Raw genomic sequence first — 23513 nt, 5'->3', positions numbered from 1 at the left:
ACCCGTGCGCCGCCGACCTGCCGACGAAAGGCTCAGCGTGTACGCCTCCTCCGGCATCGACCTGTTCGACGAGGCCACCCTCGCGGATCCCTATCCGGCCTATGCCCGTCTGCGCGAACTCGGCTCGGTCGTCCGCCTGGAGGCGCACGGCGTCTGGGCGCTGCCCCGCCACGCGAGCGTCGCCACCGCTCTGCGGGACCCGGCGACGTACTCCAGCGAACGCGCTCTCGCCCTGACCGACCCGGTCAACGAACGCCTCCTGGCAGGCACCGTGGTGGGCACGGACGGTGCCGCCCACGCACGGCTGCGCCGCGTTCTCTCACGGCAACTCGCGCCCCGGGCCCTGAAATCCCTCACCCTCGACCTGCACGAGCACGCTCGCGCCCTGGTCGAGGCTCTCCCGCACGACGGTGGCTTCGATGCCGTTGCCGACCTGGCGGCCCCCTTCGTCGCGGGCATCGTCATGCGCCTGATGGGCCTGCCCGACCGGGACCGCGCCCTGCTCCTGGATCTCGCCGACGCGACGTTCGACACGTTCGGCCCGGACAACGCACGCACCCGAGCCGGGTTACCGCACGCCGAGGAGATGTTCGGCTATCTCGCCCGGGTCGCCACGCGGGACACGATCGCGGCCGACAGTTGGCTCGGCGCCATCCACACCGCGGCCGACCACGGCGACATCGACGAGTCCCAGGCCGTGCCGCTCATGCTCTCCTACACCGTCGCCGGGATGGACACCACCATCCACGCCATCACCTCGGCTCTACACCTGTTGGCCCACACCGATCAGTGGGCACCGATCCGCGATCGTGCCGTCCCCACCGACGCGGTCCTGGCCGAGGCCCTACGGATGGAAGCCCCCATCCAGTTCTTCGGTCGACGCACCACCCGTGACGTCCACATCGGCGACACGGTGGTACCGGCCGGCGAACAGGTGCTCCTGCTCTACGGCTCCGCGGGCCGCGACCGTGACAGGTGGGGACCCGATGCCGACACGTTCGACATCACCCGCGACAGCCGCGACCACCTCGCGCTCGGGTCGGGAATCCACCAGTGCGCCGGGAATCACCTCGCGACCCTGGAATTCGACGCCGTCCTCACCGCCCTGGCCAGGCGCTTTCGCAGCCTGGCCCCGAGCCCCGGCCAAGCCCCCACCCGGCGCCCGCACAACATCCTGCGTGGCTGGCACACACTGCCCCTCGTCGCGGCATGAATCCACGACGCGCACAGTCCTCGGCGGCAGCCGGCTACGCGTACGGGCCGGTGCCGACGCTGTCGACGGCGGCTTCGCCGAAGGCGGCCGCGAGCGCCTTGGCGATCACGGCGGACAGTTCGGTCCGCCCGTCGTCCTCGACCCAGCGCACCAACGCCGTGTGCATGGCGGCAAGGCACGCGCTTGCCGCCACTTGGGCGCGGAACACCGTGTCGGGGTCGGTCGTGTCGCACCCGAGGGCGTCGACGATGGCCTGCTGAAGGACGTAGTGGTTGTCCAGATGCCTGGCCCGCAGAGCCTGCGTCGAGATCATCAGCCGCAGGCGGGCGAGCAGGAACTCCTCGCTCGCCGACGGGCCTTGCCCGCGGTCGCGGCCGGTCAAGGTCGCGGCGGAGTCGACGAGTGCGTTGCCGATGCGGCGTATCGGAGGCTGTGCGGCGGGCTGCGCGGCGATCCGCTCGGCGACCAACGCGCCGTACTCGTCGACGAGCACGAGGTCTTCCTTCGTGGGGAAATGCCGATACACGGTCATGGGCGACATGCCCGCGGCCTCGGCGACGTCGACCACGGTCGTGGCGTCGTAGCCGTGTTCGGTGAAGAGCCTCACCGCGTGCGCCTGGACCGTGCGCTGGGTCTCGGCGCGCCGTCGTGCTCGCAGTTTTGAGGGCTGATCGGGCATGTGATAGACCCTACCTGAGTGATAGCAGCTACCAGATTGGTAGTAACTAACATCGGGGTTGGCATGACTGATGATCTGACCGGCAGGACGGCCCTGGTCACCGGGGCATCGCGCGGCATCGGGCAGGCGATCGCGACCCGACTGGCGTCGCACGGGGCAGTGGTCGTCGTGCACTTCGGCACGGACGAGGACGGTGCGAGGGCGACGGTCGAAGAGATCGAACGCGCCGGCGGCGTTGCGCTCGCCGTCGGGGCGAAGCTGGGTGTGGACGACGACGTCGAGACCCTCTTCGCGGGAGTGGAGGCCGGCCTGGCCGGACGCCCGCTCGACATCCTCGTCAACAACGCGGCGGCCGGGCCCGCCGGCCCGCTCGGAGCCACGACACGGGCGCAGTTCGACCACCTGTTCGCGGTGAACGTGCGAGCGCCGTACTTCATCATCGAGCGGGCGCTGCCCATGCTCCGCGACGGTGGCCGGATCGTCTCGATCTCGTCCGTGGCGACGCGGATGGCCAGCCCGAGCCAGACATCCTTCGCCATGACCAAGGCCGCGGTCGAGACGATGAGCCGGACCTTGGCCAACCAGCTCGGAGTCAGAGGAATCACGGTGAACGCGGTGGCGCCCGGCGCCACCCGAACGGCGACCAACGGATCGTTCTTCGAAGTGCCGGGCCTGACCGACCTCATCACCGACGCGACGGCGCTCGACCGGCTGGGCGCCCCCGAAGACGTCGCCGACGTCGTCGCGTTCCTCGCCTCGGACGCCGCGCGTTGGATCACCGGCCACGTCATCGACGCAAGCGGTGGCCTGTTCCTCGGCCCACGCGCCTGACCTCAAGCGGTGTGGGCGGGTCGTCGGGGTCGGGCGGCGGAGGCGGATCGGCAAGGACGCGGAAGCCGCCTCGGGGCGGGGCCGGCTTCCGCGGTGCCGTCGTGCAGGGCCACCCGTTCGCGCATGCCCAACAGGCCGTAGCCGCTTCCTTGCCCGCCGGGCGACGGCGCGCCGCCCTTGCCCGCCGAGCACCTCGACCATGACGCGGTCGGGGAGGTGGCTCACTCGTACGGCCCCCCGTGCGTCGCCCGCGTATTCGCGGGTGTTGGTCAGGGCCCCCGAACGATCCGGTACACGGTCGGCCCCGCGGTGGGCGGCGGTGGTCGCCGCTCGCCGATCCCCTGACGATTCGCCGCCGTTCCCGGGTGACCGCGCGCTCCGCGGGCAGCCGACGCAACAGGGCGCGCTGTTGCCTCCATCCGGCCGTGCCGCCCCCCACAATCACCGGCGCCGTCGTGGGCGGGTCGGCGAGGGCCGAATCCGCCGGTGTGGTGCGGCCTGCGCGGCTACATGCTCAAGTTCTGGTTAGAAGATATCACGCAAGCACTTGACGCTAGCCATTCACGAGCGTTACAACTTATAACGAACGGCAGGGCGGCTAAGCGCCCGGGCGGTGCGGCACCCCGAAGTCCGCACGTCCGACGACAGGTGCGGCACCGCACCCGCCTCCGCCGGGGCGAAGAGCCGCCGCTCAGCCGAGACCCGCGCCGGCTCCCCGATGGCGATTTCGGCTGCTTCACATCGTTTTCACCGCAGGAACGCAAAGGAGACAGCGCGTGTTTGAACGCATGGCCGAACTGGCGATTCGCCGGTCCAGGCTGGTACTGGTCGTCGCCGCCATCGCCGTGGCCCTCATGGGTGCCGCAGGCGCCGGTGCGTTCGGCAAATTGATGGGAGGCGGCTACGACGACCCGGCCTCGCAGTCCACCCGGGCCGCGGAGGTCATCGACAAGAAGTTCGGCGGGGAGACGAACCTGATCCTGCTGGTCCGCGCCCCGCAGGGCGGCATCGACGACCCGGCCGCCAAGCAGAACGGCCGGGCCCTGGTCGCCGACCTCAAGAACGAGCAGAGCCTCGACAACGTGATCTCGTACTGGGACACGGACAACCCCGCCCTGCGCTCCAAGGACGGCCGGGAGGCCATGGTGCTCGCCCATGTGAAGGGTGACGACACCAAACGGGACGAGAACGCCAAGAAGCTCATCGACGCCTACACGGGGTCGTACAAGGACGCTCTCGAGGTCCAGGCCGGAGGCGGCGCCGCCGTCAACAGCGACATGGGCACCCAGTCGGGCAAGGATCTGGTCCTGGCCGAGGCCATCGCCGTGCCACTGACCCTTCTGCTGCTCCTGGTCGTCTTCGGCAACGTGGTCGCGGCCCTGCTGCCACTGATCATCGGAATCATCGCCATCGCGGGTACGTTCGCCGAGCTCTTCGTCCTCGGCAGCGTCACCGACGTCTCCATTTTCGCGACCAACCTGACCACGGCCCTGGGCCTGGGGTTGGGCATCGACTACGCCCTGCTGATGGTCAGCCGATTCCGGGAACAACTCTCGGCGGGGGCGAGCGTGGACGACGCCGTCCGGCAGACGGTGAACACCGCGGGCCGCACCGTCGCGTTCTCCGCGGCGACGGTGGCGGCGGCACTGGGCGCGCTCCTGGTGTTCCCGCAGTACTTCCTCCGCTCGTTCGGCTATGCCGGAGTCGGTGTGGTCGCCATCGCAGCCTTCAGCACCCTGTTCGTGATGCCGGCCCTGTTCGTGGTCCTGGGGCACCGGGTCAACAGCGGACGGATGCCGTGGGCGAAGCAGGGGCGCTCCGCCTCCCGGGCGCCGCTGTGGGGACGACTGGCCCGCATCGTCATGCGGCGGCCCGCGCTCACCGCGCTGCCCGTGCTCGCGGTACTGCTGTTCGCGGCGAGCCCGCTGCTGGGCATCACCCTGGGCACGCCGGACGAACGCGTGCTGCCGGAGAGCGCGCAGAGCCGGCAGGTCTCCACGGAATTGCGCAAGAACTTCGACGGCAACGACGCCGCGGCCATCCACATCGTCATCGACAAGGCAGTGGGCGAGGCCCCGTTGGACGCGTACGCGGCCCGACTCTCCAAGCTCGACGGCGTCGTCCGCGTCGAGGCGGGCACGGGGACCTACATCGATGGGCGCTCCACCACTCCCGGACCCGGCAACGCCGCTCTCGGCCGCCCCGACGCGCAGCGGATCGACGTGGTGAGCGCCGTGGCACCGAAGTCGGACAAGGGCCAGAGCCTGGTGAAGGCGGTGCGGGCGGCCACACCGCCCGCCGGGACACACCCGCTCGTGGGTGGAACCGGCGCCGAACTGGTCGACTCCAAGGACTCCATCGGCAGCCGGATCCCCCTCGCCGCGGCCCTGGTCGCGCTCACCACCTTCCTCCTCCTGTTCCTGTTCACCGGCAGTGTCGTGCAGCCGCTGCGTGCCCTGGTCCTGAACATGATCAGCCTGGGAGCGACCCTCGGCGTCATGACGTGGATCTTCCAGGACGGCCACCTCGCCTCATTGCTCGGCTTCACACCGCAGCCGATGGACACCTCGATGACGATGCTGATGTTCTGCATCGCCTTCGGCCTCTCGATGGACTACGAGGTGTTCGTCACCAGCCGGATCAAGGAACTGCACGACCAGGGCGAGGACACCGAATCCGCCGTGGCCAACGGCCTCGGGCACACGGGACGCATCGTCAGCGCGGCGGCCTGCCTGCTCGCGGTGAGCTTCTTCGCCTTCGGAACGGCCGAGCTCAGCTTCATGCAGATGTTCGGCCTGGGCAGCGGACTGGCCATCCTCATCGACGCCATCGCCGTCCGCGGCATCCTCGTTCCCGCCGCGATGCGCCTGCTCGGCCGCTCGGCCTGGTACGCGCCGCGCCCGCTGCGCAAGTTCCACGATCGATTCGGCCTCAGCGAAGGCGGCCCCCGGCCGGCGACCGCCGTCGCCGAGTCGCCGTACGCGCGGAACGCGACGGGAGCCTGACCCCGCGGTACCGCCCCGCCGCCGTGCCCGCCTCCGCTGTTCCGGAGGCGGGCACGGCGGCGTGTGGTGCCCGGCGTTCGGTCAGGGGCGGTGGGTCAGGAAGGCGCGCAGCGCGGCGATCAGAGCCGGCGGGTTGTCTTCCTGGACGTTGTGTCCCGCGTTCGGTACGACCACGAGTCGCCCGTCCGGAATGCGCCCGACCAGGTGTTCGGCGGTGGCCTGGGGGAGTACCTTGCTGCGTCCGCCGCGTACCAGCAGAACCGGCACGCCGGTCAGCCGAGCGGCCAGCCGATCCATGGCGGCGAGAATGGTGGGGAAGTCGGGAGGACGCGGATCGCCCTTCGGGACCCAACCGCCGTCGGGCGTACGGCGAAAGAGTGTGCCCACGCGGTAGGCGACACCCGTACGGTGGGCGCGCGGATTGACCCGCATCGCGGCCTCGACCACCGTCTCGAGATCCCGCACCGGACCGAGCCCGGTCATGAACGCCCGCATCCGCCGGGTGCTTTCGAAGTCCACGCCGGGTGCGACGTCGACGAGCGCCAGCCGCTCCACCCGGTCGGGCCGCGAATCGGCGACGTGGGCCGCGACCACGCCGCCGAGCGACATGCCGACCAGATGGAACCGGTCGAAGCCGAGGTGGTCGGCCGCGGCGACGACGTCGGCCGCCATGGTGTCGATGCGGTAGTCGTCGGACCAGTCGCTGTCGCCGTGACCACGCAGATCCGGCGCGACCAGTCGGGCCGCGCCGCGCAGGCCCAGGCAGACGAAATCCCAGGTGTGCGCGGTCAACCCGCCGCCGTGCAGCAGGAGTACCGGAAATCTTGTCCCGCCCCAGTCGAATCCGTGCAACCGGCAGCCCGCACGGGAGAAGCGGAACTCGTCGGGCGGCGTCGGATCGTGGATCGTGACTCCGAGGGTCGTCGCCAACTCGGTCATCGCCGAGACCGTGGAACGCCCGTACACAGGGCCTCCTTCTCCGTGCCCCGCCCCTTACCTTGGCTACTCAAGGTAAGGGGATTACCTTGAGCGGTCAAGGTAGAATCGGCGCGTGGCTACCCGAGTGCGACGCAACCCCGAGGACGCCAGGCGGATGATCCTCGAAGCGGCGGGCAAGCTGCTCGCCGCGGGCGGCCCGGCCGCCGTGCAGGTGCGCGCCGTCGCCGCCGAGGTCGGGGTGTCCGATGCCGCGATCAACCACCACTTCGGCACGCGTGCACAACTCCTGGAGTCGCTGCTGCGATTCGGCGGGGCCAAGCTGAAGGCGGAACTGCACGCCGTGCTGGAAGCCTGGACCGACGGCCCGAACGACCCCGCCGACCTGGTGCGCGCGCTGGCCGCGCTGTACGCCGACGGTTATGCCGAACTGGCGCTCGCGCTGCATCGGTCCGGCCGGCGGGATACCGGCAGCGGACTGCTCGACGAGGTGGTGGAGCGGCTGCACGCCCGGGCGCGGCGGCACTGCGCGGCCACCGGACGCACGCCGCCGACACGCGAGGCGCTCCGGCTGACGGTGGCCGCATTGCATCAAGCCGTTGCGACGGATCCCCTGTTCGGCGATGAATTCCGCCGGAGCGTCGGGCTCGACACGGCCGCACGGGAGCACATGCTCGATTGGTGGATCGAGGTCCTGCGCACGACCGTCGCCGGACGGAACCCCCACCCGGATCCGGGGCCCGAGGGCGGCTGAGTATGGCGACACGCGGATCCGGGGTCCGCGGGCGGTCCGCCGGGTCGTTCTGTTATTTTTGGACGCTGCCCGATCGGCGATGGCCGACCGACGTCGTTGTGATCGACCGCCGGGGATCGGGCCCGAATCAGGACAGGACGCCGTGTGAAGTCTCTTTCGAACGGTGCGGCCACGGCGGGTGGGCTGCTCCGGGCAAGTCGGCACGCCGTTCTGGAGGACCTTCCGGGGTTGATCGCCGAGTACGCCCGACCGCAAGGCTTTGCGCGCCCGCTGATCTACCTCGTGGACGTGCAACAACAACTGCTGCGCCTGCTTCCGGGCCGCGACGCGGACGAGGGGGTCGGGGACGAGGCGCCCGAGGCGGAGTTGCGAGTGGACGCCACGCTGGCCGGCCGGGCGTTCCAGAGCGCCGAGCCCGTGGAGTCCCCGACCGGCGCGGACGATGACGACGAGCCCCGGGAAGCGCGGACGAGGCGTCTGTGGTTGCCCCTGGCGGACGGGGCCGAACGCCTGGGTGTGCTGGGTCTGGAGACGGACGACGTCGACGACGGCGCCGTGGACCGGGCGCTGGACCTGGCCCTGTTGGTGGGGCTGCTCCTGGTGAGCAAACGCGCGTACAGCGACTCCTACGAGCGCCTGGTCCGCACCCGTCCGATGGGCCTCGCCGCCGAGATGCAGTGGACCCTGATGCCGCCGGGCTCCTTCGCCGGTGAACAGGCCACCGTCAGCGCGGCCTTGGAACCCGCGTACGAGATGGGCGGCGATGCGTACGAGTACGCGGTCGACGGCGACACCGCGCACCTGGCCGTCTTCGACGCGATGGGCCACGACACCTCCGCCGGCCTCACCGTGGCTCTCGCGCTGGCCGGCTGCCGCAGCAGCCGCCGCCACGGGGTGGGCCTGGTGCGGACGAGCGAGGCGATCGAGGCCGCCCTCCTGGAACAGTTCGGCCGCAGTCGCTACGCCACCGCGATCATCGCCGAACTCGACCTGCTCACCGGCCTGTTGACCTGGGTCAACCGCGGCCACCACCCACCGGTCCTGGTCCGCAACGGACAGTGGGTCGCCACGCTGGAACGCCCGCCCGCCCACCCGATGGGTACGGACATGGGCCTGCCCGTCGCGCTGTACGAGGAACAGCTCGAACCCGGCGACTGGCTCCTGCTCTACACCGACGGCGTCACCGAGGCACGCAACCCGCAAAGTGAGGTCTTCGGGCTCGACCGGTTCGTGGACTTCGTCATCCGCCACATAGCCGATGGCCTCCCCGCGCCCGAGACCCTGCGCCGACTGATCCGCGCGCTCCGCGAATACCACCAGGACCAGCTCCAGGACGACGCCACCATCCTGCTCCTGCAATGGCACGGCGGCGCCCACACCTGATCCGACCCCGAGCCGGAGGTCTCCTGCTCAGGCGGCCGAGGGCCGAGCCGCGGTGAGGACGTTCACGAGCATCAGGCCCGCCCCCGGTCGGCGCGTGTGCCGCAGGCGCCGCGCCGTGGCGGGCAGGCCCACGCGCAGCGCCGTACCGACCGCGCCGACCCGTCGCCACACCTCCGCCGCCGGTAGGCCCACCGGGACCCGGCGGCGGGCCGCCATCGGACCAGCTCGCCACCGCGACCGGAGGATCGCTCGGATCGCGGAGACCGTCCCATCGGGATCCGATCGCCGCGCAAGGTGCGAAGCGAGGGGGGAGAAGGCGTCGATGTCGGCCCAGACGGTCTTGCCCGCCCGGCGCGTCCGAACGCCCCAGCCGGTCGTGATGGTGTCGAGGATGTGCAGCCCGAAGCCACCCTCGTGGTTCGGCCCGGTATCGCGCCGGGTCGGCATTCGAGGGTCGGTGTCGGCGACGGACAGCCGCACCCCGCGCCTGGTCCGACGCAGGGTCAGGACCACCTCACCGTCGGTGTGCAACTGTGCGTTGGTCAACAGCTCCGACACGACCAGGACGGCAGACGCGACGCGATCCTCGTCCCAGCCCCAGTCGGCGAGGGTGCTCCGCACCGCGCTCCGGGCCTGCCCGGAAGCACCGGTCCGTCGTGGCACGCGCCACCGGACGAGGGAACGACGAAGGCGAGACATGACCCTCCTCAGGGGTACGGGCTCCTCGGGGGTACGAGGGCGACGGCGGACGGTACTTCGGGTCGAATCGGGCGGATGAACCACCGGGACGGATACCTCGGCCACGTTCTCGTCCGGACGGTCCACGAGCGCGCGACGCGCCTGCGGGCATGCCATGAATCCCCTGGGGCGGGGCCGTGACGTGCCCACTTCTCCGGAGTCGGCGATCCTTTCCGTCGAGGCCGACGCCGTCGTGCCCGCACATCTGCCCCCCGACCCGCGCCTCAAGCGTCACCCATCCGAATGGATCGGCTCGAAACGCATCGGCGCACGCGCCGCGCGACCGGGGGCGGTCGTTCCGTGCCCGGACCGCCCGGGGTGGGCCCGCCGCGATCCGGCGCGCCCACCTCGGCCGTCACCGCGCCGACCGGGCCGCCGCCGGCTCCTCGGCACCGGCCGGATCCCCGTACGCGCGGCCGCGACCGGCCGGTCTCAGCCGCGCATCCAGGCCTGGTTCCAGGTGCCATGGCAGGCATACAGGCGGACCGCCGCGCCGTCCCCGGCGTTGTTGTTCCAGAGATCGACGCACATGTTGGCGGTCTTCGTGTAGATGGTGTTGCCGCGCAACGCGAACTGCTGGGCGGGGTTTCCACTGCAGTACGCGAGTTGCACCACGGTGCCGCTCGCGGTGGAGCCCCACGCCGCGTCCATGCACAGGCCCTTGGTGCGGATCGTGCCGTCCGATCGGATATCCCACGTCTGGTTCACGTCACCGTTGCACGACCACAGGATCAGCGGCGTGCCGTCGGAACCCGCCGACCCGCTCAGGCACTTTCCGGAGGCCGGATTACGCAGGGGGTTGCCCGGGGCGTTCGGGCGCGGCGGCTGAGCGGGTGGGGGTGCCGCGACCTTGGGCTGCGCTGCGACGGTCTCGGCCGGCGCACGAGGCGTCGACCGGGGCGCTTGCGGCTTCGTCGCGGGCAGCCCGGCGGCAGGCGGTCGTTCCGCGGCGGGCGCCTCGGGGCCGGCCGCGGGTGGGGTCGCCCCGGCGCCCGTCGGCGACTCTCCGGGCGGAGAACCGGGTGATCCGGGCGATCCGGGGGACCCAGGCGCCCCGGGTACCCCAGGGGCCCCGGGCGCCCCGGGCAACCCGGAAGACCCGGGCGCCCCGGGCGGCCCGGCCACCCCGGCCCCACCGGGCGACGCACCCCCCGGCGCCCCCGCGGCCGCGGCGGCGACCGTCCGGCCGCCCGCCGCATCGCCCCCCGCTCCGTTCGGGGTCAGGGCCACGGCCAGCGTCGTGACGGCGGCGATGCCCGCGGCCGAGCCGAGGGACACCCACACCCGACGCCCCGGCAGCAGACCGCGTCGGGGCCGGGCCGGGCGGCGAGCGTACGCCTGCGCCAACGAGGGCGCGGGTGAACCGACGTGCGCGCCGGGTTCGTTGGGTTCGGACACGGGCTCTCCTCCATGGGCACGACAGCTGACGACGCGGGGTGCGCCGTCAGTCGGAGCCGACCAATCGCGGCAGGTCCAGTTCGTCGAGGACGACGAGCTGCCGCGCGTCGGGCGTATCGATCTCGGCCATACGCATGGCCTGGCGTTCGGTCATCTGCTGGAACACCTGACGCGCGGTGCGGCCGTTGCCGAACTGCGCGCCACGCGGCATCCGGGCGAACAACTCGCCGAGCGCCTTGCGCGCCGGGACGCTGAGTTCATAGCGGTGCCGGCCCGCGTGGTGCTCGACGATGCGCACCAGGTCCTCGGCCGAGTAGTCGTCGAACAGCAGGCTGCGGGTGAAACGCGAGGACAGACCCGGGTTCGACGCGATGAACCGCTCCATTTCGCCGGGGTATCCGGCGACGATCACGACGACTTCGTCACGGTGGTCCTCCATGAGCTTGACGAGCGTCGCGACGGCCTCGCCGCCGAAGTCGTTCGCCACGCCGGCGGGCACGAGGGCGTACGCCTCGTCGATGAACAGCACGCCGCCGCGGGCGCGGTTGAACGACTCGGTCGTCTTGGGGCCGGTGTGCCCGACGTATTCGCCGACCAGTGCGCTGCGGTCGACCTCGACCAGATGGCCGCGTTCGAGCAGCCCGAGGGCCTTGAGCAGTCGTCCGTACAGGCGCGCGATGGTGGTCTTGCCGGTGCCCGGGTTGCCCGCGAAGACCAGGTGGCGGCTCAGCGGCGGCGCGGGCAGGCCGGCCTCCTGCCGCATGCGGACCGTCTGCATCAGTTTGACCATGCCGCCGACGTCGCGCTTCACGCCGCCGAGGCCCACGAGTTCGTCGAGTTCGGCGAGCAGGTCGTCCAGGGTCTCCGGGGGTGGCGGGGCCTCGCCCAGTTCGGCCAGGTCGACCGCCGCCGGTGCGGCGGGGGCGGGCGTCCCGCCCGCCGGGGCGACCCCGCCGCCCGGGGCCGGCGCCGCGGGTCGTCGTGGTGTGTGGGGGGAGTCCTGCGACTGGTCGGGCAGGGACGAGGTGTCGACCCGGACCGACACGCAGTCCTCGAATACCGGGCGGGCGCCGTCGGCCCAGCCGACGTCCCGCGCGCAGTCGAAGACCCGGCAACCGACCAACTTCGGCTCGGCGTCGCGGCCGATGTGCAGGGCGGGGTAGGCGCACGCCGACAGGTCGCTGTGTTCGATCAGCCCACCTGCGCCCTCGCCGAACAGGATGCCGTTCTTCCCGGTCCCGTCCACCCGGATGCCGCGCACCGTCGGCTCGGCGTCGCGGTCCAGCACCAATCCGCTGCCGGCGACCGCGAAGATGCCGCCGCCGTCCATGCGCAGCCGGGCGCCGGACCCGACGCTGATCCCCGCGCTGCCCGTCTCGGCGATCCTGGTCGCGTACAGCGTGGCGACCGCGTCGACGCCGATCTCGACGCCGGTCCGGCGGGGCCGGCTCACCACACACTCGCGCAGTTCGCACTCGGTGGACGAGCGCAGCCGCACCCCTGTCTCGCCGCCCTCGACGCGTGAGGCGTGCATGGTCAGCCGGCCCTCGTCGGCCACGTGCACGCCGCACATGCCGGCGCCCGAGACGGTGGTGTCCACGACCTCCGCTTCGGCGCCCCCCACCACTGCGAGGCCGTGTTCCTCGCTCGCGTCGAGCCGGCAACCGCCGAGCCGGGCCCGGGCGTGCTCGCCGACGTGCACCGCGGTGAATCCGGTGCGGGCGACCAGCGACGCGGTCACCGTCACCTTGGATACGCCGAGCGCGACGACGCCGTTGGCGGCCGGTGCGTCGATCCGGCAGCCGTGTGCGACGAGCCGCGCGGCGCCACCTGCGGCGATCGCCGCGGCCTTGGCGTCGGTGATCCGGCAGTCGTGAAGCTGTACGCGGGCCTCGTGTTCGGCCTGCACGCCGCTGCGTCCCGCGTTGCGGATCCGGCAGTCGAGGAGGCGGAGTTCGCCGCGGTCCTCGACCAGGACGCCGTTGCGTCCGGCGCGGTCGAGGGTGCTGTCCAGGGCGAACAACCGGGCGTCGCCGCGTACCCGCAGTGCCGAGCCGGAGGTGTCGCGTACGCGCAATCGGTCGGCGATCAGCACCGCGTGGTCGGAGAGCGCCACGCCGATGCCGTCGATCGTCTCCAGGAGCGTGTCCTCGACCCGGGCCCGGGCATCGCCCGCCAGGACCAGCGCGCCGTGTCGAGCCCCGTGCAGCCGGCTGCGGCGGATCACCAGGACGCCGCCGCCGGTCGGGTCGCCCAGGTCGGCCTCCAGGGTGTCGGCGAACCCGAGCGCGGCATTGCGCGCGGCACCGGCCGCGCTCGTCGAGCCGACCACGTCCACCCGGCCCTGGTCGAGTTCGCACCCGGTCAGCGTCAGGCCCGCCGCGTCCTCCACCCGCACCACCGGCTCGGCCGGGTCGGCGCCGCGCAGGACGAGCCCGCGGACCAGGCAGTCGGGGGCGGCGACGGTCAGGGCGATGCCGGTGGGCGCGCGCAGTACGACGGTGCCCGCGCCGTTCTCCGCGCGCAGGACCACGCGCCGCTCCAGGCGCAGGTTCTCCGGGTACTCGCCGGGGGCGATCAGGATCTCGGCGCCGGCGGGTGCGGCGGCGAGCGCGGCCCCGATGGTGCGCCGGCTCCTGCGGCTCGCGGGGTCGACGTGGATTGCCGCGGTGCTCATCCGGTACCCGTTCCCGATCCTGGCAGTAGGTTGTCGGACGACGTCCCGTCGGGCACGTGACCGATCAAGCGCACGGTCGCGGGGCTGAGCACCAGCAGGCCGAAGAGCTTCTCGACCATCTTGCCCAGGCCGCCGATCACGAAGATGTCCATCGGACCCTGGCGGTGGACCCATCGACTGCCGAGCGAGTGCTGGACCAGGGCCCGGAGCGCGCCCACCGAGACGGTGCCGAGGACCCCGCCCACCATGGACGCGAGGCCGGCCAACGCGGCGTCGCCGCCGGTGAGTTTGATGATCGCGCCGTCGGCGCCGCGGACCCCGAAGATCGCGGCCTGGGACGCGCCGCTGACGAACCCGGCCACCGAGCCGGTGCCCAGGCCCAGGGCGAACTCGTAGGTGCCGCCGCGCCAGCGGACCGGGCGTTCGTTGGCCCCCCACTCGGTGGGCCAACTGTCGTCGTTGGGCCGCCAACTCCCCGGCTGCCCGTAGTCGATGTTGGACCAGTGCACCTTCCAGCCGCCCCGGTTGGCCGCCATGTGGGCCGCCGAGACGGTGCCCTTGGTCATCGAACTCAACGCGGCGCCGAACGCGGCGCGTCCGACGTCGATCATGCTCAACCCGCCGCCGGAGAGCGTACGCACCATGGAGAGCACCACGAGGTTCACGGTGAAGTCGAGCAGGAACTCGTGGGACATGTCGATGCCGATGGACTGGATCGCCCGAAGCGCGAACGGCTCCGGGACCACCTCGCCGTCCACGGACGGGCCGTAGCCCCAGCGGTTCGGCTCGCGGTAGGTGCGGTTCAGGCCGCGGTATTCGTTGGCGAGGCCGGTGAAGTGGGTCTCGCGACCGATGATGACACCGCCGTTGGCGTCGTACTCGTGGATGTAGCCGGGGATCGTGCGCTCGTTGATGACGGTGATCCCGTCGATGTCGTAGCGCCGCGCGTGCTTGTTGAAGTTGTTGATCTCCAGGAACGTGCCGTCCGGGAGCCGGATCTTCGCCTGCGCGACGAGGCCCTGATCGGACTCCTGCCACAGGTGCCGGTTGAACTCCGTGGTGAGGGTGGGGCGGAAGTCGCGGACCCGGAACGGGCTGTCGGTGAAGAAGTCCCGGAAGGAGTTGGTGTACCTGCGCGCCGGGATCTCCTGGACGACCTGGTTGTCCAGGCCGGCGATCCGGTCGGACCACCGGGCGCCCTTGGCCCAGCCGGGGAGCGGGTTGCCGTGCTTGTCGAACCAGTGCCGGATACGATCGCCGGCACCGTTGCCGAAGCCCATCGCGTTGTTGTCAGCGTCCAGCTTGTTCCAGTGCCAGACCTCGTTGCCCGCGGCGTCGACACCGCGCCAACCCTGGACGCTCAGGCCCTCGCCGAGTTGTCGGTGGTCGCGGATGAGGTTGCCGGCCGCGTCGAAGTCCTGGAACGACTCGCGGTCGAAGTGCCACGGTGTGATCTGCCGTTCGAACGCGGTGATGCGCTTGCCGCCGATGGTCGGATCGAGCGCGTCGTGCCACCGGAACTCGCGCGGATTGCGGCCCATGGTGCCGATGATGTCGACGTGTCCCGTCCCGTCTGGGGTGGGGAAGACGTCCGAGCGGGAGACGACCATGCCGTGGTGGTCGTACCGGATCCAGTTGCCGGCGTGGGCGTCGATCAGGCCGCGGGTGTTCGGCCCCGTGCCGCCGGCGGCGCCTTCGGTCGGCCTGGGCCGGTAGTCGATGAACGTGCCGTCGGAGAGGCCGGTGCGCACCACCGTCCACTGCTTGGTGCCGGGAGTGTACCAGTCGCCGTCGTCCACGTCGTCGGTGATCCGGTCCTGCCAGGTGATCTGCCGCTCGCCCGTGCCCGGGGTGACGGCGAAGTCGCCCTCGTGGAACGTGCGATGGCCCTGGAGGCCGCCGACGCCCTCGGACCACGGGAGGTAGCCCGCGCGGTGGGCCACCGGCGCTCCGGCGACGTCGGGCAGCCGGACGTCACCGACGGTGAGGGTGCCGCCGTTGTGCAGGGGGCGGGTCTCGCGGACGATCTCGCCGGTGTGCGCGACGTCGATCACCGTCTTGTTGTTGGTGATGAACTGTACGCCGTGCCCCTCCGGACCGCCGCCCGCCGGCTCCTGCTTCCAGGTCCCCACCCGCAGCCGGCTGTCCTGGGCCAGCCACGGGTGCCGGCTGAGGTCGGCGGCGCGGAACTCGCCGCTGAACATGTTGCGGAAGAACACCGGGGGCCGCTGCTCGGCGAAGCGTTCGAACTTGAGGAAGTCGCCGTTGTGCAGGGTCTTTCCGAGCCCGTTGATGTTGCCGTCGGCGTGGCGGGAGACCCAGTCGCGGGTGGGGACGCCGCCCGGTCCCAGTTCGACCTGGTGATAGCGGCGCACGTCGTGCAGGCCGAATTGGAAGCGGCCGAACTTCTTCTGGACGGTGACGATCTCGTTGGTGATCGGGTGGTGCATGGTGTCGGTCCAGCCGCGTCCGGGACCGGAACTCCAGTGCCGGTCGCCGGACGCGATCGCCCGGAAGTCGGCGTCGAACCGCACCCACTTGGTGTCGGCGGCGAACCCCTGGGTCGCCGGCATGTGGCGCAGGTCGGCCAGTACGTGCCCGCCGTCCGCGCTGAGTTGGAAGTGTCGGACCCGGACGTCGACGCCGAAGACGTTCTTGACGTCGAACCAGCTGCGGGTGCTCTCGCCCCAGTGCCGGGTGCCGTGGTGGATCAGGTTGCCCTCCGGGCCGAACTCGGCCCAGGTGCCGCGCTGGTTCAGCAGCCCGAAGGTGCCCAGCGTGGCGGACGAGTGGTGGGCGTCGAGGATGTTGCCGTCGGGCAGGGTACGGCGTTCGAACACGGTCACCTTGAGGTGGCTGATCAGGTGCACCCGGCCGGCGTCGGCGCCGGTGAGGTCGAGCGTGCCGCCCTCGAACCACTTCCGGGTCGCCGGTCCCGCGACGGGCACGCCGTGCGCGTCGGTGCGCACCAGCGTCCACGTGGCCTCGCCGCCCGCCGGATACGTGAGTTCGAAGTGCCGGTTCGGGTCGATGCCGCCCCGGGCGCCGACGACGTCGATGCGCTGGAACTCCAACCGGCCGCCCGCGTCGAACCGTTGGAACTCGCCGGTGCGCATCCCGATGCCGTCGACCCGGTAGCCACCGCCCGGTTGCGCGGTCGCCCGCAGGCCCGGGAGCGGGTCGAGGTGGCCGTCCAGGACGCGCAGGTCGCCCGTCGAGATGTTCAGGAAACGGGTGTGCGCGGGGTCGCCGATCCGCGCGTCCGACAGGCCGATCATGTCGAACCGGTGGGTCCCGGCGCCGTCGTCCACCCGGAACACGGTGATCTCGCCGTCCCCGTGCGTCACCGCGCGCGACGTCACGTGCAAGTCGAGGTTGCCGGTCCGGCCGAACAGGCGGAACTCGCCGTCGGCGCCGGCGACATGGAACCCGCCGCCGGGACGGGTGCGCACGGTGGTGTCCGCGATGTCGGCGAGGGCGTCGTCGACCAGGGTGTGTGCGCCGCCGGGGTGTACGCGGATGAGTTGGGGCAGTTCGGCGCCTCGGGTGCCGGTCAGGCGCAGCACCTGGAATTCGAACGCGCCGGTACCGGAGAAGCCCCGCAACATTCCGGTTTCCATGTCGGTGAGCCGGAGCGTGCCGTCGGGCCGGCCGACCACCGTGATCCCGAGGTTGCGCCCGTCCGGGCCCTTGGCCAGCGCCGCCGGACCGGGCGCCGGTGCCCCCGTGACCGGGGCCGGGGTGAAGACGAACTCGCGCGTGGGGGCGCCGTCGGCCCCGCGCAGGCCGACCACGTCGAAGCGGTGCGCGCCGCGCATGTCGACGATGATGTGGTCGGTGCCGTCGCCGACCCGGAAGCCGCCGCCCGGCATCCCCGTCTGACGCACGACGCGCGTGTTCGGAACGGCGGCGAGGTTCCCGTCGACGAGCGTGCCGGTCCGACCGTCGAAGCGCACGAACCGGCCGTCGAACGGGCCGCCGGTCAGGTGGGTCGCGTCGTAGCGGTGCGCGCCGTCGAGACCATGCGCGGCGAACGATCCCTCGGGGTCGGTGAGTCGCAGCTCGCCGCCGACGCGGGTGACGGTGAGGTGCGTGTCGGGCACGCCGGCCCGGTTGTTCGGGTGCGGCACGGGGACGTCGGGCGTGCCCACCGGGGTGTGCACGAAACGGCCGGTCGCCGCGCCGGCGGCGGTCAGCTCCAGCACGTCGTGCGTATGCGCGCCCGCGTTGTTCACCACGATCGTGCCGTCGGGGTGATGCACGAGGTATCCGCCGCCGTGCTGCGGGGTGACGTCGGTGTTCGGCACGATCCTGCCGTCGCCGTGCGCGAGTCGCGGCACTCCGCCGGCGGTGTCGGGCAGCCGGATGAAGCCGCCGGGCGCGCCGCCACCGGTCAGCGGCAGGGCGTTGTGCGAGTACCCGCCCCCCGGGGTGTGCACCTGCACCACGTGGGGCTGCCCGCTCGTGCCGGTGACGTGGAACGTGTTGTCGACGGTGTCCACGTTCGCGGTCGTGGACGGCGCGCCGTCGCCCGCGCGCAGGTGCGGCAGTGGGTTCGGCCCCCCGACCGGGGTGAAGACGTGCAGACCCGTCCCGGTGCCGTCGGGGGTGGTGAGGGTCACCACGTCGTGTGCGCGGGCGCCGCGGGCATCGACGTGGAATTGGCCGCCGGGGTGCCGGATCCGGAACTCGTTGCCGATCTGGCGGATGACGTCCGTGTCGGGCACCGGCCTGCCGTCGGCGTGGGCGATCTGCGCCGTGCCGACGTGCGGTGAGCGGATGTGGCCGCCGGCCAGGCCCAGGCGGTCGATGCCGGTCAGCGGCAGCGAGTTGTGCGAGAACCGGCCGTCCGCGCCGAAGACCCGCACGGTCGGGCCGGTGCCGGTCGGGACGACGTGGAACATGCCGTTGGCGTGCTCCGGCACGGACACGACGCCGAGTGTCCCGGTGGCGTCGACACCGACGAGGGTGCGGGCGCCGACGCCGTTCGGTGTCAGTACGTGCAGCGCCAGTGGGTGGCCGTTGGAGCCGATCAGGCGCAAGCCGCTGCCCGACGGTGTACCGGTCGCCGGGTCGTAGAGGTGGAAGCCGCCGGGCGAGGGGACGACGATGCCCGCGTCGTTGATCCGCACGGGCGGCCCGTCCGGCCCGAGGATGTTGCCCTCGTCGTCGAAGTGGGTGACGCCGAGGGTTCGATTGTCCGGATCGACATGGATCGCGACGAGGGTGTCGTCGTGCTCGCCGCCGGTGAGGGTGATCCGCCGCTCGATGCGGTCCGGTCGCCCGCCCTCGGCCGATACGTCGAAGTCCCAGCGGCGGACCTCGACGTTCGGTATGACGTTCTGCTCGACCCGCACGATGGTGTTCCCGTCCGGGCCGGTCAGGCGCGAGGGGTTCAGGTGCGGTGCACCCGCGCCGCCGCCGGTGATCCGGATGCCCTCGATGCCGCCGCCGTCGCCGACGCGGTATTCGAGGTGTGTGCCGGACAGCCCCGGGATGTCGACGACGCGCTGCCCCGGGCCGGCGCCGGCCGGCAGGGTCGACCCGGTGGCCGTGGTGTGCGGGAGCTGCGGGGTGGGGAGCGTGGTCAGTTCGATGGCCTGCCCGGGGACGGGGCCGGTGACATGGGTGTCGATGATCTGGTCGTCGAGGAGCCGATGATTGTTCGCGGCGCTCAGCTCGTAGTCCCAGCGGTGCGTGCCGCCGTCCCCGAGGGCCCGTTCGATCCGCAGCACCTCCTGGTCGCCGACGGTGATGTGGGTCGCGGAGATGTCGGTGCGACCACCGGGGTCGATGTGGACGTCGACGGTGCGGCCGGCCTGCGTGCTCGGCAGGACCCGTACCTCGACGCCGTTCAGGCCGGGGATGGTGCCGAACGTGTGCGCGAAGTCGTAGTGCGCGCCCTGCATCATGAACACGGTGAGGTTGTTGGTCGCCCCGCTCGCCGGGACGAAATGGGCGCCGCTGGTGAGGCCGCCGGGCACGGCCGGCACGCCCGGCAGGCCGCCCGGCGCCGGGTGGCCGGGCACCACCATGCCCGACGACGGGCCGCCGAGGAGCACCCGGCTGCCGTTGAGGTCGATGTGCGTGCCGGTGCCGCCGAGGCTCTGGACACCCTTGACGTCGACCGGGTTCGCGCCGTGCCCGACGAGCGAGGTCTGGCCGTCGACGCCGGCGCGCAGCGTGCCCGGGTTGGGCGTGTTCACGTCGGCCATGTGGATCGGTGCGCCGGTGTGGGGAGTCGTCAGGTGCGTCACCGCGGGCACGCCGCCGACGTTCGGGGTCGCGAGGTGTCCGAGGCCGCCGAGGCCGGACGCCGAAGGGGTGGCGATGTGGCCGGTGTTCGGTACCGCGCCGACGTTGGGCGTCTGGATGTGCGAGGTGAGCGGGAGGGAGCCGACGCCCGAGACGTTGACGTGCGGCAGCGCCGGGGTGGACACGTCCGGCATCGCGACGTGGCCCGGCTGCGGGACGGCGACGGTGCCGAGACCGTCCAGTCCGGTGTGCGTATTCGCGTTGGTCGTGGGCAGGTCGTGGACCAGCGCGCTCGATCCCGGCAGGCCGAGTTCGATCTTGTTGGTCGCGCCGGCGCCGACGGTGTCCAGGTTCGGGATGCTGATGTGTCCGAGGGCGGGCGGCAGCGCGTGGACGCCGGTCGCGCCGAGGCCGGTGATCCCGGGCGGGACGGAGAGATTCCCGATGAGGTGCGTGGACCCCAGTCCGGTGAACGAGAACGACGGGATGTCGGCGATCTTGGCCCCGAACCCGGTGAGCGGCGCCATCCCGGCCAGCCCGCCCATGTTGTCGAGGAAGGTGCCCAGGCCGGGGAAGTTGCCGGCGTGGAAGCCGGTGCCGAAGGTGCCCAGGGACGGCACGTTGATCACGTCGAAGTGGCCGAACCCGTTGGTGAACTTCGTGGACATCGGCGGCATGTCGAACCTGCCGCCGAGCGGGCCCATGTGCACGGGGTCGAACGTGCCGAGATGCATATTGGGCAGCTTGACCAGTTCGCCGCCGTGGCCGAACGCGTTGAACCCGGCGTTGACGCCGGCGGAGATCTTGGAACCCGCACCGATGAACTTGCCGTCGATGAAGGCGCCGTAGCGGTACATGCCGAGGATGCCGCGGTCGATGAAGCCGATCCGGAAGGCCAGCCCGAGGCCCTTCCCCATCTCGTCGGCGGCCACCGGCAGGAACAGCCGCAGCCCCTTGAAGCCGCTCAGGCCGTTCGCGATCGAGGCACCGAGACCCTTGAACGCGTTGAGGGTGGTGATCACGCTGCGCAGGCCGAAGAACGTCTTGGCGCCGGCCATGTTGATCACGGTGAGTTCGGTGCCGAGCGGAAAGAACCGGATGCCGCCGGCCAGTTTCCCGAAACCGGGCCCCAGGCCCGAAATGGGACCCAGTTTGAGCCCCTGCGCGCCGCCCCTGATCCACGCACCCGCCGCGGCCACCGCGTCGTCGATGCCCAACCCGACCCGGCCGAACAGGCCGAACGAGTTGGCGCCGCCGGTGAAGAAGTTCTTGGTGCCCGTGATTCCGCGTCCGCCGACACCCTTGATGCCGCTCCACAGCGCGCCCAGGTGCAGACCCTTGGTGGTGGGCGCGATCATGCCCAGGATGCCCAACACGAGCTGCGTGACGCTCGCCTTGCCGTGCGCGAAGTCGATCGCGGTCTTGATCAGGAGCGCGACGTTGAGGGCGATGCTGAGCAGCGCGAGCGGTCCGCCGACGAAGATCGCGGGAATGGCCAGGATCATCGCGATCCAGCCGAGCGCCTTCCAGAACTCCTCGCACTCGTCCACGGGGGAGGCGATGGACTGGCCGGCGGCGATCATCTTGCGCGCGGCGGTGTCGGCCGCGGTCGACAGGATGGACTTGGCGTCCTCGGCGGTGGCCTTGTGCGCGGCCCGGCCCTCCTTGTCGTCCTCGGACAGCGCGGCGGCGGCGGACAACGCGGTGTCCGCGCGGTGTTGCTCGTGGCGCATGACGCCGACGTAGACGGTCAGGGCGCTGCGGACGTCCTCGTGGGCCTTGCGGAACGTGGAGATGTAGTTGCGCAGCTTGCCGTCGATCACGCCGCGCAGGGCTTCCGCCGTCTTGCCGACGAAGACGGCGCTCGAGGTGTTCTTGACCTCGGTCAGACCGTTGTCGATGTCCCTCGACAGTTCGACGAACGCGAGCGCCGCGGCGATCACCCGGTCGATCCGGTCGGCGTCGCCGGGAGTCGGATCATTGTCGAGGCCGAGCGCACTCCAGTCCCCGGGACGAGCCATCGAAGCGCCTCTCTCGCTCGATTCGTGCAACCACGGCGCTCTTTTGTACGCGCCTTCGGCTCACCGGGTTCATTCTTGCTCGCGACAATCCCGATTGAACCCTCGACGGTTGCCACGCGTACAGAAATGGGAGCGGTTCCGCAGCGAGGGCGCACCACGCGAGTCGGGCGAGGGACAGGAGGTCCGAATGGTTGATTTCGCCATCGACTACACCAACCTGCACGAGATCAACGCGAAGCTGAGAACCCTTGCGAAGCAGGCCGATTCGGGCTCCGGTGGGGCGTTTCGCGAGTTGGGTGAGGCGGGCGCCGCCGAACGCCGGGCCGCGCTGGGCACCTCCGGACTCTCGACCGCGTTCAACAGCTTCTACCACCACTCGAAGTCCCGTACCGCCAAGGCCAAAGAGGGCCTGAACAAGCTCGCCGACTCCTTCAAGGCGGTCTCCGATCTCTTCTTCGACCACGACTCGCGGATCTCCGGCACGGCGGGTGTGATCACCACCGGTCTGGGCCTCGACAAATGGCTCAGCACCAAGGCCACGCACGACAAATGGGTCGCGGACAAGGCCAAGTGGGACGCCTACCTGGCCTCGATCGGTGCCACCCAATACTTTCGGGACCATCCGAACGAGAGCATCCGGCACGTGTGCCACGATCCGGAGGCGCCCGCGTGGTGTGCCGCCTGGATCGCCAAGGGCGAGGACAGCGCACCCCCCAAGCCCGGCGACGAGCCCCCCAAGCCCGATGACAAGCCGCCGACTTCGTACCACCACCAGGACGAGAACGGCACGATCGACGTCACCGTCGAGTTGGACAAGAACAACAACATCGTCAAGGAGACGTCGAAGATCACCAACCCGGAGGGGCAGTCCTACGAGTCGACGACGACCTACAAGGGCCCCCCGGAATGGGTCGACGACGTACCGGGTGCCGGCAAGGACGGCAAGCCGGGCCGGATCGACGCCCGCGACTACTCCACCGTCACCAAGTACGGCGACGGCACCACGAGTACGTCCGACTACACCATCAACACGGACGGCACCGGCACCATGGTCTCGCACGCCGGGGACAAGACCGAGCACTACATCCGCGACGGACCCAAGGGCGAGTGGAGGCGCGACCCCAAATTCGCCGACGCCGACGCCGGTTCCGGCAAAAAGGGTCACCCGGACCGCGACGTGGGCAAGCCCCCACCCGGAGGTCGCGTCAACTGATCGGCGCTCCGCGCCCGTCCCCACCGGTTCCGTTCCCGTTTTCGAGGAGATTCGTCATGGCCGCGAACATCAAGCTCACCTACGCCGAGATCACCCGGGTGTCCAATCTGTTGGACAACAGCGTCGAACACACGCTTGTGCCCCGGATGAAGGAGGCCAAGACCGAGGTCGACAACCTGCTGACCACCAATCTCGTGCTCACCAAGGCCAGTCCCGCGCTCCAGGCGCAGTACGACAAGTTCAGCACCGCGCTCACCGCCGCGACCGAGAGCATCAAGGGCTACGCGCAGCAGTTCCGGCAGATCATGCAGTCGGTCCAGGACATGGACAAGGACATCGCCGACAAGGTGCACTCCTCCCAGTAGCGGTCCGCCCACGCCTCTCCACCCGACAACCCACCCCTTCGGAGG

The 23513-nt window shown here is 71.2% G+C and carries 13 protein-coding genes; 7 read left to right on the top strand and 6 right to left on the bottom strand.

The window, feature by feature from the left end:
- The first annotated feature begins 37 nt into the window (after positions 1-37).
- On the top strand, positions 38-1213 hold the full coding sequence (locus tag A3IC_RS0100385) for a cytochrome P450 (protein WP_020548073.1): 1176 nt from the start codon (positions 38-40) through the stop codon (positions 1211-1213).
- A gap of 34 nt (positions 1214-1247) precedes the next feature.
- Here the strand turns inward: A3IC_RS0100385 and A3IC_RS0100380 are convergent, their stop codons facing one another.
- Positions 1248-1892 (bottom strand): TetR/AcrR family transcriptional regulator, encoded by a 645-nt coding sequence (locus A3IC_RS0100380; RefSeq protein WP_026217709.1) that lies wholly within the window; start codon positions 1890-1892, stop codon positions 1248-1250.
- A 63-nt stretch (positions 1893-1955) separates the two neighbouring features.
- On the opposite strand from A3IC_RS0100380, the gene A3IC_RS0100375 reads away from it, so the two are divergent.
- Both A3IC_RS0100375 and A3IC_RS0100370 read left to right on the top strand, forming a co-directional pair.
- Positions 1956-2723, top strand: a complete 768-nt coding sequence (locus tag A3IC_RS0100375) for an SDR family oxidoreductase (RefSeq protein WP_020548071.1) — start codon at positions 1956-1958, stop codon at positions 2721-2723.
- 776 nt (positions 2724-3499) lie between these two features.
- Complete coding sequence (locus A3IC_RS0100370; RefSeq protein ID WP_026217708.1) at positions 3500-5728, top strand: MMPL family transporter; 2229 nt, start codon at positions 3500-3502, stop codon at positions 5726-5728.
- Positions 5729-5809: 81 nt separating this feature from the next.
- Here the strand turns inward: A3IC_RS0100370 and A3IC_RS0100365 are convergent, their stop codons facing one another.
- On the bottom strand, positions 5810-6694 hold the full coding sequence (locus tag A3IC_RS0100365; RefSeq protein ID WP_026217707.1) for an alpha/beta fold hydrolase: 885 nt from the start codon (positions 6692-6694) through the stop codon (positions 5810-5812).
- 85 nt (positions 6695-6779) lie between these two features.
- Between A3IC_RS0100365 and A3IC_RS51735 the strand changes: the two genes are divergently transcribed.
- Positions 6780-7418, top strand: a complete 639-nt coding sequence (locus tag A3IC_RS51735) for a TetR family transcriptional regulator (protein WP_158695760.1) — start codon at positions 6780-6782, stop codon at positions 7416-7418.
- A 144-nt stretch (positions 7419-7562) separates the two neighbouring features.
- Complete coding sequence (locus A3IC_RS0100355; RefSeq protein ID WP_106668722.1) at positions 7563-8801, top strand: PP2C family protein-serine/threonine phosphatase; 1239 nt, start codon at positions 7563-7565, stop codon at positions 8799-8801.
- Between the two features lie 27 nt (positions 8802-8828).
- Here A3IC_RS0100355 and A3IC_RS61595 read toward each other — a convergent pair whose 3' ends face one another.
- The 4 genes from A3IC_RS61595 to A3IC_RS61590 all read right to left on the bottom strand — a co-directional run bounded on the left by A3IC_RS61595 (position 8829) and on the right by A3IC_RS61590 (position 21890).
- Positions 8829-9500, bottom strand: coding sequence for an ATP-binding protein (locus tag A3IC_RS61595; RefSeq protein ID WP_281174443.1), 672 nt, complete (start codon positions 9498-9500; stop codon positions 8829-8831).
- Positions 9501-9971: 471 nt separating this feature from the next.
- Entirely contained in the window at positions 9972-10664 is a 693-nt protein-coding gene (locus A3IC_RS64075) for an RICIN domain-containing protein (RefSeq protein ID WP_245599118.1), read from the bottom strand.
- 319 nt (positions 10665-10983) lie between these two features.
- Positions 10984-13614 (bottom strand): right-handed parallel beta-helix repeat-containing protein, encoded by a 2631-nt coding sequence (locus A3IC_RS0100340; protein WP_020548064.1) that lies wholly within the window; start codon positions 13612-13614, stop codon positions 10984-10986.
- Positions 13611-21890 carry a hypothetical protein gene (locus A3IC_RS61590; protein ID WP_020548063.1) on the bottom strand — a complete coding sequence of 2760 codons (8280 nt, stop codon included), beginning with the start codon at positions 21888-21890 and terminating at the stop codon, positions 13611-13613. The genes A3IC_RS0100340 and A3IC_RS61590 overlap by 4 nt, the downstream gene beginning before the upstream one ends.
- Positions 21891-22077: 187 nt before the next feature.
- On the opposite strand from A3IC_RS61590, the gene A3IC_RS51715 reads away from it, so the two are divergent.
- Positions 22078-23103: a hypothetical protein gene (locus A3IC_RS51715; protein ID WP_020548062.1), complete on the top strand. Its 1026-nt coding sequence runs from the start codon at positions 22078-22080 to the stop codon at positions 23101-23103.
- Between the two features lie 56 nt (positions 23104-23159).
- Positions 23160-23468, top strand: a complete 309-nt coding sequence (locus A3IC_RS0100325) for a hypothetical protein (RefSeq protein ID WP_020548061.1) — start codon at positions 23160-23162, stop codon at positions 23466-23468.
- Positions 23469-23513: the final 45 nt, after the last annotated feature.

Origin of the sequence: Embleya scabrispora DSM 41855, from assembly GCF_000372745.1 — a bacterium.
GTDB classification, from domain to species: Bacteria; Actinomycetota; Actinomycetes; order Streptomycetales; family Streptomycetaceae; genus Embleya; species Embleya scabrispora.
The sequence above is the reverse complement of the archived record's forward strand: the minus strand, read 5'-3'. Positions and strand labels throughout refer to the sequence as shown.

What these genes read in the sequence shown, in the direction of transcription:
- A3IC_RS0100380 (WP_026217709.1), bottom strand. Translation starts at nt 1,892, where the DNA reads ATGCCCGATCAGCCCTCAAAACTGCGAGCACGACGGCGCGCCGAGACC.
- A3IC_RS0100375 (WP_020548071.1), top strand. Translation starts at nt 1,956, where the DNA reads ATGACTGATGATCTGACCGGCAGGACGGCCCTGGTCACCGGGGCATCG.
- A3IC_RS61595 (WP_281174443.1), bottom strand. Translation starts at nt 9,500, where the DNA reads ATGTCTCGCCTTCGTCGTTCCCTCGTCCGGTGGCGCGTGCCACGACGG.
- A3IC_RS0100340 (WP_020548064.1), bottom strand. Translation starts at nt 13,614, where the DNA reads ATGAGCACCGCGGCAATCCACGTCGACCCCGCGAGCCGCAGGAGCCGG.
- A3IC_RS61590 (WP_020548063.1), bottom strand. Translation starts at nt 21,890, where the DNA reads ATGGCTCGTCCCGGGGACTGGAGTGCGCTCGGCCTCGACAATGATCCG.
- A3IC_RS51715 (WP_020548062.1), top strand. Translation starts at nt 22,078, where the DNA reads ATGGTTGATTTCGCCATCGACTACACCAACCTGCACGAGATCAACGCG.
- A3IC_RS0100325 (WP_020548061.1), top strand. Translation starts at nt 23,160, where the DNA reads ATGGCCGCGAACATCAAGCTCACCTACGCCGAGATCACCCGGGTGTCC.